Annotated in this window: 9 protein-coding genes; all 9 read right to left on the bottom strand. The window is 40.9% G+C overall.

From position 1 onward, the window contains the following. Positions 1–3 precede the first annotated feature (3 nt). The 9 genes from L0657_RS01290 to L0657_RS01250 all read right to left on the bottom strand — a co-directional run bounded on the left by L0657_RS01290 (position 4) and on the right by L0657_RS01250 (position 13794). Positions 4–600 carry a class I SAM-dependent methyltransferase gene (locus L0657_RS01290; protein WP_235148550.1) on the bottom strand — a complete coding sequence of 199 codons (597 nt, stop codon included), beginning with the start codon at positions 598–600 and terminating at the stop codon, positions 4–6. A gap of 6 nt (positions 601–606) precedes the next feature. Continuing rightward, complete coding sequence (locus L0657_RS01285) at positions 607–1350, bottom strand: PIG-L deacetylase family protein (protein WP_235148546.1); 744 nt, start codon at positions 1348–1350, stop codon at positions 607–609. A 7-nt stretch (positions 1351–1357) separates the two neighbouring features. After that, entirely contained in the window at positions 1358–2599 is a 1242-nt protein-coding gene (locus tag L0657_RS01280) for an amine oxidase (RefSeq protein WP_235148544.1), read from the bottom strand. 18 nt (positions 2600–2617) lie between these two features. Then, a complete protein-coding gene (locus L0657_RS01275; protein ID WP_235148542.1) occupies positions 2618–3682 on the bottom strand; it encodes a glycosyltransferase in 1065 nt (354 codons plus the stop codon). A gap of 489 nt (positions 3683–4171) precedes the next feature. After that, positions 4172–4987 (bottom strand): helix-turn-helix transcriptional regulator, encoded by an 816-nt coding sequence (locus tag L0657_RS01270; protein WP_235148540.1) that lies wholly within the window; start codon positions 4985–4987, stop codon positions 4172–4174. Between the two features lie 98 nt (positions 4988–5085). Continuing rightward, a complete protein-coding gene (locus tag L0657_RS01265) occupies positions 5086–5646 on the bottom strand; it encodes an RNA polymerase sigma factor (RefSeq protein WP_235148538.1) in 561 nt (186 codons plus the stop codon). A gap of 240 nt (positions 5647–5886) precedes the next feature. Beyond that, positions 5887–8853, bottom strand: coding sequence for an amidohydrolase family protein (locus L0657_RS01260; protein WP_235148537.1), 2967 nt, complete (start codon positions 8851–8853; stop codon positions 5887–5889). A gap of 333 nt (positions 8854–9186) precedes the next feature. Next, complete coding sequence (locus L0657_RS01255; protein WP_235148532.1) at positions 9187–10740, bottom strand: M20/M25/M40 family metallo-hydrolase; 1554 nt, start codon at positions 10738–10740, stop codon at positions 9187–9189. Between the two features lie 21 nt (positions 10741–10761). Beyond that, positions 10762–13794 (bottom strand): amidohydrolase family protein, encoded by a 3033-nt coding sequence (locus L0657_RS01250; RefSeq protein ID WP_235148530.1) that lies wholly within the window; start codon positions 13792–13794, stop codon positions 10762–10764. Positions 13795–14104 lie beyond the last annotated feature (310 nt).

Genomic DNA, 14104 nt, shown 5'->3' with positions numbered 1-14104 from the left:
AGATCAATTCTTTTCAAATAAATCCAGACGATACTGGCTTTCAAATCTCCCATGAAGATGTCGCAAAGTACCAGATTCGGATCCGACAGATTCCATAAATAGATCATGGACTTCATCGCCGGTCAGTGGAAATTCCTCAACAAACGGAGTCCAGTGAACAATGAGTAAATGACCATTTGGTAATAGTGCATCAATCATTTTATCTTTGGTTTCGATCAAATCTTCCATACCCAGAAAATAACCAATTTCAGAAAAAAGTATCAAATCGAACTTTTCCTGGGGAAAATTTTCAGGAACTGTCATTTCCTGAACTTTCACAAACTCGTAATCCGCCAAACGTTCTTGCGCATTTTTAACAGCTATTGAACTCGCATCAACAGCCAACAAATTCTTACAGAATTTCGCAAGCTTCTCACTCAGAATGCCGTTGGAACAGCCAATTTCAAAAACGTTATTATATTTATCTTTCGGAATAGCATCCAGCGTTGCCTGGTATTTTTCCCTTTCATATGGACTATTCTCAAAATCCCAGGGATCTTGATTTTGTTCGTACATTTTATTAAAAAACTCAGCATCAAGAGATTTCCCTTGCTTATTCATAGTTGCTTATTTTGATTCAAAAAATACTTCTGTTGGTATATTAAAGTGAGCGATCACTTCCGGTGATAGCATAAAACCTTCCGGATCATCATCAATCAGCCGTGTTACCTGAGATTCATGGGCCAGAAGCGCCTGAATTTTTAATGGTAACGTTTCCTCAATATTAACCGCAAATTTTCGCATCCGATCAATCACCGCTACATCTTCCGGATTTCCCAGCTCCCACAGCCATATTGGATATTCCAGAATTCTACGGTTGAATTTCAAATGTTTTTTTACTTCTGAAATAATTTCCCAGGTTGCTTTATGATCCGGATGAGGATCGTTTTGCCACGGAATAAAAATCGTTTCAGGCTTTATATCAGTAATAATTTTTACAAGTTTTTCTACAATTTCCGCGAAACCGGCATCGTCAGGATAAGGAACGCTCCGATCCTTTATTCTTAAAAATTCGATACATTCCTTATCCCCGCCAAGTGTTAGAACTGCATTTTCAGCTTCCTTTTCACGTAATTCTCTCAGCTTTGATGCGGGAAATTTTTTCGAGTTCGGGTGCGACATTGTACCATCACTTACAAAAATAAAATGTACAGGAATTTCCAGTTTCCTAAGCAATGCCATTGTTCCGCCGCATCCCAATGTTTCATCATCAGGATGCGGAGCCATGACTATGCTCACGCCCAAGTCTCTCACCTGGATCATTTCAAGTTCTCCAAGCTGGTTATGCAATTGAGTTATTTCTGATATCATTTCTGGTTCAAATATCTTGTATTTCAGATACAGCCTCTTCTAATAGGAAATATTTCTGATTTCCAGCAATATCTATGGTCGATTCTATAAGTTCCTGGCATTCCAGTAACACCTTTAACGAAGGTTGATGCAAAACCCTGCTATCAATACCAAGTGCCGGATCCATATCCCATAAACCCGAATTATGCCAATCATCCAGATTGTCCCAGTTCGGCCGGTCAATAATTGGATAAATACAGACGCCCCAGAAAGGGATATCTTCCTGAACGACTTTCAGGATTTCACTGCTCACATATTTAATCCAGAGCGGCCTATCTTCTCTTGGATGACTTGTTTCAGTAAGTACAATGGGACGATGATATCGCTCAAACGCCTCTTTCAGCAGACTTGACAACGGCCGCAAATTTTGGTGCGGCACCGGATCATTCCATCCAAGCATCTGATGGGGTTCAACAATCCATTGATTATTATAGTAGTAATTGAAACCCAGCATATCCAGATATTCCGGCCGACCGCCTAATTCGGGACAAATCCTGCCACATAACATATCAACAGACTGATATTGCAGCTCATGCCAATTTTTGGCATTATTAATATCCTCCGGCGTTGGATTGAGTTTTGGCGACAAACTTACCAACGGCTCTGTCGTCAAAATTCTGACTTTTGGATCAACCTCTTTCATGGCCTGCACTCCGGCAATATAGGCCCTCATATAGGCGTATTTCACTTCCCAGCCATTATTCCGGCAATAAGGAGATGTCCCGGCGACGTCTCCGCCGAGCCAGGACATAAAACTGACTTCGTTAATTGGTGTAACGATCAGCGGAAGATCAAAGTCAAAACTTTTGTAATAAGTGACAAATGCCTTACAAAGTGCTGCAAATCGTCTTGTGAAATGTGGATGCACCGGACTGAGATCATCAGGAAAACCGAAGTGACATACATCCCAGATCTGCTGGATTCCATGTTTTTGTCCAGCCACCAACATTTCTTTCAGGATACTAAAATCGTAAGTATAAGGCTTGGTTTCTACCTGGCTCCACCTTACACCTTCACGTACTGTATGAAAATTGAATTCTTTTATTCGTTCGTAATCCTCATGAATCAATTCCAGATGAGACGTAATATTAAGAAAATCAACCCGGTCTCCATGGGTATTCAATTGATCACTGCACTCAAATCCCGCCATCCAGAATGACTGGAAAGGATTTTCGATAATCTGGTTATTCATTTGCAAAATCTGACTCATTTTGTTGACCCGTTCCAATTATTCGCTCACAACAGATACCGTGGTATTTCTGTTTGTCATCGTATTTTCCATCAGTTCCATCATCGAATGAAAAGTATTATCCCATGAATAATCTGATAAAAATTTATCTACCTGCGTTAGCCATGCCTCATAATTCGGGTTTCCCAACAATTCTTCAATGGCTATCACAAAATCATCCGCGTCCGCTCCTATGGAAACAAGCTTATTTTTGGCATAAGGATTAATTACATCTTTGATTGCAGACGAAACTACCGGTTTCCCACCTGCCAGATATTCAGGTGTTTTGGTCGGACTGATAAATCTTGTCGATTCGTTCAACAAAAACGGAACCAGCGCAACGTCCCAACCTGATAAATACAGCGGCAATTCCTCGTATTTTTTCGATCCGAGATAATGTATGTTTTTATTTTTAGGTAATGCGGCAGGATCAATTTTTACGATCGGACCTATCAAAATAATTTGCCATTCCGGACGAGCATCTGCAATCCCTTTGATAAGATCTATATCAAATCGCTCATCAATTACTCCATAAAATCCCAACTTTACACCATCTATTGAAGCCTGGTCAGCTGGTTCAGATTTTCTGCATCTGGCTTTTGCAAAATGCATTTTATCAATACTACTTTGAAAAGGATGGATGTTGTAATGCTGATGTTTTTTAGCTTCATAAAGCGATTGTCCGCCTGTGAAAACTACATCTGCTTTATTGAAAAGACGCTTTTCAAGATCCTTTAATTCTTCCGGAGCAAATTTGAAAGCAGACAGCTCGTCCATGCAGTCATAAACTGTAAGCCCAGGAACAAATTTGAAAGAAAATTCCAAAGCCATTGGCGTGTAATACCAAAAAGCAAAATCCTGTGTATCCTTGTTTATAAAGAAAATGTTTAACAGCGATTTTAATTGTCTGTTAATTTCCATTTTACTCATTCCATGCGGCAGATGCGGTACGCAAACCCAAAGATTTGGCAGCCTCTGTGAGAATGTAAGAAAAGCGTTTTCAATTTCACCAAAGATTGGTTCTTCGAGATAATATACAGATGAAAACTCAGAAAATCGAGTCATCAGATGTTGCGGACGTTGATATACGAAGTCCCATCGTAAATGCGAAAAGCACAATAAGTTTTTAGGTAGTTGAATCATAATGTTACTCATTCAAGCAGTTGATGATACATCTTTAAATTGTTGATGAAAAAAAAATTATTAATTGAACGCGACGAACACTCCTGACCTGAAAAGTTCTGGATATGCCTACGACATTTGTCACCGATTTAGTCGCAATATATTCCTTGATATTGAGACTAAAATCTAGACTATTGTTAAGTAAAATATTTAAGAATCAGGGCAATGACCTCTCTTCTGAAGTCATTTTTGCATCGAAACAATATGCTCTACTATAAACAACTATGCCAGAAATAAGTATTGTAAATCAGACCAAATGGCGCCTGCACTTATCTTGATTTTAGCTTAAACATTTAATTTGGGGAAATCCTGTGGATTGCTTTACTCAGCAATGCTAAATCGTATCTGCAAACAGTAGTAACATGTGCTATTTTATTTGGGGAAAGCCAGAAAATTTTCAGTTGCCCAGCTTGCTTCCTTTTGATATTGACAAGGGGAAAAACCTGAAAACTCTTTAAATGCCCGGATGAAATGTGATTGATCTGCGTATTGATTTTCAAAAGCGATATCGGAAAGTTTTTCGTAATTATTAGTTCGTAGTGAATCCAGAGACGCCTGAAACTGACAAATTCTCGCGAATAACTTGGGAGAAATACCAACCCATTGCTTGAATTTACGCTCAAAAGTTCTTTCCGAAAGCTGCAAATGTGATAACAGATCTTTAAGTCTGACATGTCCTTTGGAAGCCAGAATACTGGAAACTGCGTATTGAATTGATTTATCCGAGTCAACCTTAATTTTATTTTCAATCGAAAAAAGAAAGGCAGAAATTATATTACGCTGTTCGGAAAAGGTATTCGAATTGACTAACATTTTAAGAATACGAGTATGTTTATTTCCCAATAAACCATCAAAGTCAGCACATGAATTTGTAAGTTCATCTGCGTCAAGACCAAAAATAAGTTTGAGCGCAGCAGGTTGAAAAACAATTCCGAACGTTTTAAAAATGCCTTTCGCAGCAATTTCTATTGGCTTCGTTGTTTGCCCGTACAAAAAAATCTCAGGCAGTTTTTTATCGTACTGAGCCAAATTGCCACATTCAGATTGGTGAAACATTATTCCGGGACAGCCATCGGCAATTGGCTTGAAAGTCGTCGTGGACTGGTCTGAAAAAGTATTTTCCAGGCTACAAAAATATCTGACCTTATCTTGTAAATAAACTGGCGGAGCAATTTGCTGGTACACCATGACGGATTGCTAGTATTTTCGCAATCAAAGTTACCTGTTGGCTTTACACTTCTGAAAATTATCTGATGAAATTTACCCGGAACCTGATTAAATGCTAATTATCGTAGATAAACCACAAGTTCTTGTCTGAGAAAAGCCATCACCCTGGAAATTTGTGCTTCGACGGTTTTGATAGAAATCCCCAATTCTTCTGAGATTTTGGTATAAGTCAGGCCTTTTTCACGATTCAGAAAATAAGCCTCCGTCGCTTTATGAGGTAATTTGGAAAGTGCATTTTGGTAAGCGTGCATTAACTCTGCATGTTCAAGATTTTCGACGAGGTTGTTATCCGAAACATCGCAATCCGATAATTCATAATTGGAAACCAGTTCCAGTTTTTTCTTTTTAGTATGATGTTTAATCGCATGATTTCTGGCGATTACCATAAAGTATGCTTTGAAATTCCCGATGGACTCAATATCCAGATTTTTCCTGCACTCCCATAATTTTACATAAATCTCCTGCACCCAGTCTTTCACCTGTTCCGGATCCGGAGAGAATCGCATTAAAACGCGAACCAGGGTATTGTAATATTGATCAAACAATATTTTGAATGCTTCCGTATTGTCTTCAGCGACAAGCTTCAAAAGCTCTTCATCTGAAAAAATTGGTTTATTCATATATTATATTCTTGAAATAAAAATACTATCAAAATATTGTTCTGTAAAATCGATATATATAAATATAATAGATTGATTATTACATATAACACAATAATTAATTTTATTTTTTTCGATTATATAAAATATTAAATTTCTTCAATTTTGTCAAAAACAAAAAAGGAGAAGCTCTGCGTGCCTCTCCTTTTCAAATTACTCTTATCTAGTTTTTTTAATATATCATTCCAAGAAACCAGTTACTTAATTTTCTCTTTTCAAGTCTTTTACATTCAAATACTCCCCATTTTTAATCACGCCCTGAACATTTAATAGATCTTTGATATTCGTCAACGGATCTCCATCTACAATAACAATATCTGCAAGTTTTCCTGTTTCAATTGTTCCAAGATCTTTTTCAACTCCAATTTCTTGAGCGCACCACAATGTTGCCGCTCGTAGTGTTTCAAATGGCGAGATACCAGCCTTCACCCAGCTTTGCAATTCGGCATGATAACTGAATCCGGAAGGTATAATGGGAGAATCCGTTCCGGGTGTCACACGCGCACCTGACCTGATCAAATTTAAGGTTGTTTTTTCAACATTTGAATAGGTCGACTCGCTCATTCTGGTCACCGATCCTAAAAGTTCGGCTTTCAACTTCTCAGAATAAAAACTTTTGAACTGCCAGTGATTGAAAAATTCAGGATCGTTTTTGGCTAACGACGTAAAACCTCCGTGCAGAGAAATGGTCGGTGTAATGTACATTCCCGATTTGGTAATAAGCTGCACAACATCCTGATAAGTATTATTCATCGCTGTCAGTTTTGGAGAATAACCTCTTCGGCTTGTGGCGCCCATGTGTTCCACACCGTCCACACCATAACCGACAGCCGGATAAATTTCATGTGAGGCAACCGGAATCCCGTTCGTATGCGCGAATTCAGTCACTCGTTTTTGCAAATTATCCGGGAGACCGACGTATGTTTTTATCATATCATAACCCAATTTCACAGCACGGTTTAATTCCATATCCAATTGCGCGCCGCCTACGTTGCTGGTATTCCTGTTATAATAAATCCGGTTTCCTTCCATATGTCCGCCTGTAAAAAAAGTCCTTGGCCCCAGTCGCTTTCCGCTTGTCCAGGATTCTTTTCTTTCCAATGCATCATAAGGATCGGTTCCCGGCTCACGAATCGAAGTGATTCCATAAGCCAGCCACAGTCGACCGCCTTTTTCGCCAAGCTGGGCATTCTGGTGGGTATGCATTTCAAAAAGTCCGGGAATAATTACTTGTTTGGAAGCATCGATAACTTTGGCATTTCCATATGCGGCAGCACGATGCGGTGTAATTTTTTTGATACGGTTTCCTTCAATCAACACATCCACATTTTCCAGATATTTTTCTGAACGGCCATTAAAAAGTTTTCCAGCATGAATTACCAATTGCCCTGACGGCTGTTTTACCTGCCAAGTGAAATTCATGTTTATCGGTTCAACTTTTCCATCGATCACAGATACTTCTTTTAAAACATCGGTTGCCAAAAACACAATTGTTTTTGAATCGGCAGTCCAGCTCGGATCCTCCGCCAGTTCATTCGTTAATCTTTTCGGCGGACCGATGATATTGCATTCCTTATCGACAGGAACAACCCATAAAGTATTATCAAGAATATAGGCAATCATATTTCCATCCGGCGAGACCACCGGACCATTTTTTCCTCTTGTTGCCAATGAACGTTCGGGAACGGGCGAAATGAATTTTGCAGGCGATTTGTCCAGCGGAATAATCAGGAATTTGCTTAATCCTTCACGGAATCTTGTAGAATAAGAATCCAGCGATGAGATCACAATAAATTTTCCGTCAGGTGTCCAGCCTGGCTGCGAACCTTCAAAAAGTGATCCATAAGCCGTTATGATTTCACCCGATTTCAGATCCAGAATATTGAGAACGTTCCGGCTGTAAGCTTTCGGATCTGCCTGATAAAAAGCAATTTTAGATCCATCCGGCGACCAGGATGGAAATTTCAAATTATCCGGAGCATCAAGCAGGCAGGTATCTTTTCCGGTCAAAAGATCTTTTATATAAAGATCCATGTTACCGTTTTTGTCGCTGGTGTAAGCAACTTTTTTTCCATCGGGCGACCAAACGGGATCAACATCAATAAAAATGTCATTGGTAACCTGAGCCGGTTTTTCAGTACCTTTTTTAAAAATCCATAAATCACCCAGCGCAGTAAAAATCACGCTTTTCCCATCAGGTGACACGATAGGACTGCGAATACCCTGAACGGGCTGTGCTTTTTTTGAATCAAAATCACGGGCTTTTGTAACATACTTTTTTCGGTCTAAAATTACCTCAGCCTGAAACGGAATACTGGCTGTTTTCTTTTGCCCTAAAATTCCATGTTTAATCTGTCCGTCGGAAGTATATAAATAATCCGTTTCCGAAAGCCAGCTAACCTTAAATGGAAAAACATCCTCTGTTTTTTCCGACAAAGTTTGCCAATCACCACCTCCTACACTTACAAATTCAAGTTGGCTCGCACCTGGCAACAGCGTATTAAAAGTTACCTGCTTACCATTGGGATGCCAAACAGGCGAAAACAATTTTTCTTTGCTATGTACTAATAGTTTTGGCTCGCTATTGCCTTCAAGCAGATAAAGTCCTGCGGCAGTATTTCTTTCTGATACATAAGCCAGTTTTGATCCGTCTGATGAGTATGACGGGAAATAGTCATTTCCAGTGTCTTTTGTCAATTGTGCCAGAATACCTTTTTCGAGTTCGATTTTCCAGATATCATAATTCCCGCTCCTGTCTGAGGAAAAGACAATTTCTTTCCCATTCGGTGACCAGTGCGGCTCGCGATCATGATAGACTCCGAAAGTCAATTGGGTTAATCCGGTACCATCTTTATTCACTTTCCAGATATGAAAATTTCCGTCACGGTAGGATTGAAATGCGATCTGGTTCCCATCCGCTGACCAGGTTGGCTGGCGGCAATCACCTAAGGCATCGGTTAACGCTTTGGCCTTTCCACCTGCAACAGGCATTAGCCAGATCGTTCCCTGGATGTCCATAGCCAGGTTTTTTTTATCCGGAGAAAGGGCAATTGCCATGTTGGTACCTTCTGTCAATATTACTTTTACGGAATCCGATGTCATTGCCTTTAATTCAAAAAGGGATATCAGCGAAATAAAAATGATTAACAGTTTGAATTTTTTATTCATTGTAGTTTTGGATTTTGCAGCATTCAGATTCTAAAATATTAAAAGAGCGTTTATCGGAAACATCCCAGCGGGTTATACCCTATCCACATCTCATGCCTATCAAATCCCCGAAACACCCCAGCGGGGTATCCTGTTTATAGAAAGCACCAGATTAGGTCCGATCCTAACTCCTTCGGAGTTTCCTGATAATGCCCAGAAGGCTTTAACGAGCCAAAAACCAAACATCCAAATTCCTGGCGATAAACAGGAGGCTCCGAAGGAGCAAAAAACCAAACGTCTTTAATCCACATCTAGGAACAAGAGCTTCCAGAGAAACCAAGACGATACCTCAAATCAAATCGGTGTTGTCAAAATAGACAGACATGTCTTTATTCCCATTCTCAAATTACCCAACCGAAGATTTTCATTTGGACTGTGCTGATTGTTATCCATATTTACCAGCGGCACAATAACAGCTGGAACCCCTAATGTTTGAATGAACGGAACAACCGGAACCGAGCCACCCATAATCCTGATCACGATCGGATCTTGTTTAAAATTATCAGTTACTGATTTTCTCAGCCAATTCCCGATCGGCGAATTGACTTCGGTTCGAAACGCCGGACTGCCCGCTCCTCCGCCACTCATGAAAACCAATTTTTTATTCGCCATACGTTCCTGCTTTGTTGGCACGTGATCAAAAACTTTATATCCTTGTTTTTCAATATGTGCTTTAACAAGATTGGTCATTCTGGTTCCTTCGGTTTCAGGTACCAGACGAATCCCAAATTCTGCAAGCGCTTCTTCCGGAATAATTGAACCTCCGCCCTTTCCAACAACCGCGGCCTTCAAACCTCTGATATTTAATGACGGATACTGCATAGACTCCTGGTAGTTTTTACCTACTTTTTCCTTTTCCGCAATCTGTAAACGATCGTTAATTTCCTTCATATTGTCCGGAACAGCCGCCATGATTTTCTCTGCTTCGGCATCGAATTTAATTCCATCATAGAATCCGTCAATCAAAACTCGTCCATCATCATCTTTCATCGTAGCAATGATTTTTGAAAGAATAAAAGTCGGGTCCGGAGAATAATTTCCAAAATGTCCGCTATGCTGCTGTGTAATTGCGCCGTATGTTGTAAGTCCAAAACCAGTTCCTCCCCTGCATCCAAAAGTTAAGGTCGGGATATTGGAAGAATGCATCGGCCCGTCCATCACGATCAGGTAATCAGCCATCAACTCTTTTTTGTATTGAGCAAGAGAAGCCTTCAACCCCGGCGAACCTTTTTCCTCTTCACAATCCAGTACCACTTTTACATTAAACGGAGGTTGCTGGTTTTGTCCTGCAAGAATATCAAGTGCTTGCAAAAGCATAACAATCGGCCCTTTGTCATCCGAAGTGGAACGCGCAAAAATCCGCCATTCGTCATTGATCTTTTCTTTTTTTAATAACTCCCAGTCAATTTCCTTAAAAGTACCATCGGCACTTTTTTCTTTTAAAACCGTCATATACGGATCTTTCTGAAACCATTCATTTGGCCTCACCGCTTGTCCGTCAAGATGGAAATAGAATAAAACAATCTTTGTGTTTTTCGGGTACGTCTTTTCAGCGGAAAACAATGGCATTTTACCGGTTTTCAAAATTGCCGTTTTAAAACCACGTTTGGCAAAAGCCTTTTCGGACCATACCAGATTTTTTTCAATATCCTCTGCAATTAACGCATCATTTGGAATGGCAACGTAATCTTTCAATTCCTCCAAAGCGGGATACATCGCTTTTGCAATTAGCGCATCACTTTTTTCGGCGGGGATTTTCTGAGCACTTAATGGTGCAGAAGCGGCCGCGGCGAATACCAGGAGCATTGCAACAACCGTTTTTGATTTTTTATTTAATTTAAAAAACATGAGCATCGGGTTAGTAAGTAATTAAGGCTTTTTCAAAAGCTCATCAATGGAGAAAAGAATACCGTTTTTCATAACATGTTTTACATTCCAGGCATCTTCGATTTTCACCAAAGGATCACCGTCCACAATTACCAGATCTGCCAATTTCCCTTTTTCCAAAGTCCCCAGATCTTTGCTTACGCCAACCGCCTCCGCAGACCATAAAGTCGCAGAACGCAAGGTTTCAAATGGAGTTATTCCTCCATCCACCCAGCATTGTAACTCAGAATGCAAACTCATCGCATAAGGAATGAATGGGCTGTCGGTGCCCGCCGTAACCCGTGCGCCGCTGGCAATAAGATTTTTAACCGTTTTTTGAATTGTTCCAAAATTGGCAGTGTAACCCGGAAACATTTTCTCAATTTGCGAAGCTCCGTCTTTCAAAGCTTTTCTGAATTCCTCCGAATAAAAAGTCTTGAATTGTTTGTTTTCGTAATAACCAGGATCTTTTCCGGCCATCACATAAAAGCCACCCTGCAACGAAGCCGTTGGTGTGATATTCATTTTTGATTTCACCAAAAGTTCAGTAACATCCTGATAGGTAAAATTCATTGCGGAAATTTTCGGGGAATATCCGCGCCGGCTTGTCCCACCAATATGTTCAACCGCATCGACACCGTATCGCATCGCAGGAAAGATTTCGTGGGAAGATACCGGCACTCCAATTTTATGTGCATAATTGGTGATACGCTGCTGCAAAATATCCGGCATACGGACATAAGTTTTGATCATATCATAACCCAGCCGCGAGGCACGTTCAAGTTCCAGATCAAGCTGCGCCGTCGAATGGATACTATTCGCAAGACCATAATAAATCCGGCTTCCGTCTGTTAATCCTCCGGTGAAAAATTCGCGCGGACCGGTTAGCGTGCCTGCGTCCCACGATTCTTTTCTTTCCAAAGCATCGTAAGGATCTGCACCAGTTTCCCTAAGCGACGTAATTCCAAAAGACAGCCACAAACGGCCAAGCTTTTCGCCGGTCATGGCATGTTGGTGGGTATGCATTTCGAAAAGTCCGGGGATAATCGTTTTGTCAGAAGCATCAACCAGTTTTCCCGGTCGACCTGCTTTATGCGGAACAATTTCTTTGATACGATTACCTTCAATAATAATGTCTACATTTTTGATATATTCTTTATTTCTGCCATCAAAAACCTTTCCGGCATGGATCACGACCGTCTCTTTTGGCTGTTTGTAATCCCATTTAAAAGTCATCGGAATTGACTCAACTTTCCCATCCGAAATGCTGATCTGCTTGATCGTATCCGTCGCCATATAAACCAGCGTTTTTGAATCGGCCGTCCAGCTCGGCACCTCCGACAATTCATGTGTTAATCCTCTCGGAGGTCCAACAATAGTTCCGGAAGGATCCACAGCGATTACCCAAAGTAAACCATCCTGCACATAGGCCATCGACTTTCCATCCGGAGACCAGGCCGGGCCATTTTTTGCACGCATACCAAGCGAACGTTCAGCCACTGGAGACACAAAACGGTCCGGTTTTTTATCCAGAGAAATCAATAAGATTTTGTTAATTCCCTCCCGATAGCGCGTAGAATACACTTCTAAACCTGAAACGGCGATCGTTTTGCCATCAGGAGACCAGCTCGGCTGACTTGGCACAAACAGCGATTCATGAATTTTCTCCACTTTTCCGGTTTTCACTTCAACGGTTTGAAGGGTGCCTCTTCCCCATGAATTTCTAGGATCTGCCTGGTAAAAAGCAATTTTTGAACCATCGGGAGACCAGGCCGGATAGTTGATATCATAGTCCAGCATAACCAATTCCGATTGTTTTCCGGTTTTTACATCATGTACCCAAAGATTCATAGCGCCAGAGCGGTCGGTCAGGAATGCGATGGTGTTTCCATCTGGTGACCAGGTCGGATCGGCATCCAGGTTTGCGTCTTTTGTAATTGGTTTCGGAACGGTTGCGCCTTTGTCCAGAATCCAGAGATCGCCCAATGCGGAAAAAACGAAACGTTTCCCGTCAGGAGAAACATTTAGTCCTTTTATCCCCTTCACCGTTTTAGGTTTCCCACTATTGAAATCATAGGTTTTTCGGGTATATACTGGCGTGGTCACGGTCACAACGGCTTTGAACGCAACATTCTGGCCTGTTTTTTCACCCAACTTAACGCGTTTAATTTTTCCGTCAGCACTGTATAAATATTCCTGTGGAGAAATCCAGCTGGCACGGAATGGAAAAACGTCTTCTGACGGTTGTGTTAGAGATTTCGCATTTCCGGTTGCAATATCAACCTCTTCAAGATCGCTGAATGCACCTGTGAATGAATTGAAATAAATATGCGTCCCGGCAGGATTAAATGCCGGAGCAGAAAGTTTCGCGGCATTTTTTACGACCAGTTTTTGAGAACCGTCATTCGTTAGGATATAGATTCCCGGACCAGATGTACGTTCGGAAACAAAGGTGATCTTGCTACCGTCACTTGCATAGGCAGGACAATAATCATTTCCCGGATCATTAGTCAGCTGGGTTAATGTTCTGGTAGAAAGCTCCATTTTCCAGATATCATAATTACCTCCGCGATCTGACGAAAAAAGGAGAAATTTCCCATCCGGCGACCATTCCGGTTCGCGTTCATCAAAAACACCAAAAGTTAACTGCGTTAATCCTGAACCATCTTTATTGACCGCCCAAATATGATAATATCCGTCACGAAAAGATTGAAAAGCAACACGGCTTCCGTCGGGAGACCAGCGTGGCTGACGGTCATCGCCCATTCCATCGGTCAGCGGTTTTGCATCGCCTCCCGCAATTGGGATACTCCATATCGTCCCCTGAATATCAACGGCAATCGATTTCTTGTCTGGTGATAGATCTGTGGCCATGTTCGTGCCTTCCGTCAGCGTGACTTTCGTTGAATCAGGTGCCGCAGCCTGGGCATCGTTGCCGGAAAACACAAATGCGCCGGATAGCGCAGTTAGTGCAAAAACATGGTTGAAGTGAATACTTCTCGAAAAAGACCGAAGTAACCGGATTGCTCTAATCATTTTAAACGTACTTTAATTTGTTATTTTATTTTGGTACATGTTTAAATCAATCTAAAATTTAAACAGGGGTTGTGTTTTTGATTCTACAATTATTACGGTGCGATGCACCTTTGAATTTGATTGATTATTCCGTGGTTAGTTTCTATAAATGTCGCGGTGCGCTGCACCTTTAATTTTGGTTGATATTCCTTGGTTAATTTCTACAATCATTGCGGTGCGATGCACATTTGATTTTGGTTGGTAATTTCTTGATCGATACTACGAATATTGCGGTGCGATGCACATTTGATAATTACCCTTATTGAGAACA

The organism is Dyadobacter sp. CY345 (genome assembly GCF_021502725.1).
In the GTDB taxonomy this organism is placed as follows: domain Bacteria; phylum Bacteroidota; class Bacteroidia; order Cytophagales; family Spirosomataceae; genus Dyadobacter.
Note: the sequence above shows the minus strand (reverse complement) of the source record. Positions and strands in the feature narration are given on the sequence as shown.

Excerpts from the sequence above, each read along its gene's own strand:
- L0657_RS01270 (WP_235148540.1), bottom strand. The coding sequence starts at position 4,987 with ATGGTGTACCAGCAAATTGCTCCGCCAGTTTATTTACAAGATAAGGTC.
- L0657_RS01280 (WP_235148544.1), bottom strand. The coding sequence starts at position 2,599 with ATGAGTCAGATTTTGCAAATGAATAACCAGATTATCGAAAATCCTTTC.
- L0657_RS01265 (WP_235148538.1), bottom strand. The coding sequence starts at position 5,646 with ATGAATAAACCAATTTTTTCAGATGAAGAGCTTTTGAAGCTTGTCGCT.
- L0657_RS01250 (WP_235148530.1), bottom strand. The coding sequence starts at position 13,794 with ATGATTAGAGCAATCCGGTTACTTCGGTCTTTTTCGAGAAGTATTCAC.
- L0657_RS01285 (WP_235148546.1), bottom strand. The coding sequence starts at position 1,350 with ATGATATCAGAAATAACTCAATTGCATAACCAGCTTGGAGAACTTGAA.
- L0657_RS01260 (WP_235148537.1), bottom strand. The coding sequence starts at position 8,853 with ATGAATAAAAAATTCAAACTGTTAATCATTTTTATTTCGCTGATATCC.
- L0657_RS01275 (WP_235148542.1), bottom strand. The coding sequence starts at position 3,682 with ATGACTCGATTTTCTGAGTTTTCATCTGTATATTATCTCGAAGAACCA.
- L0657_RS01290 (WP_235148550.1), bottom strand. The coding sequence starts at position 600 with ATGAATAAGCAAGGGAAATCTCTTGATGCTGAGTTTTTTAATAAAATG.
- L0657_RS01255 (WP_235148532.1), bottom strand. The coding sequence starts at position 10,740 with ATGTTTTTTAAATTAAATAAAAAATCAAAAACGGTTGTTGCAATGCTC.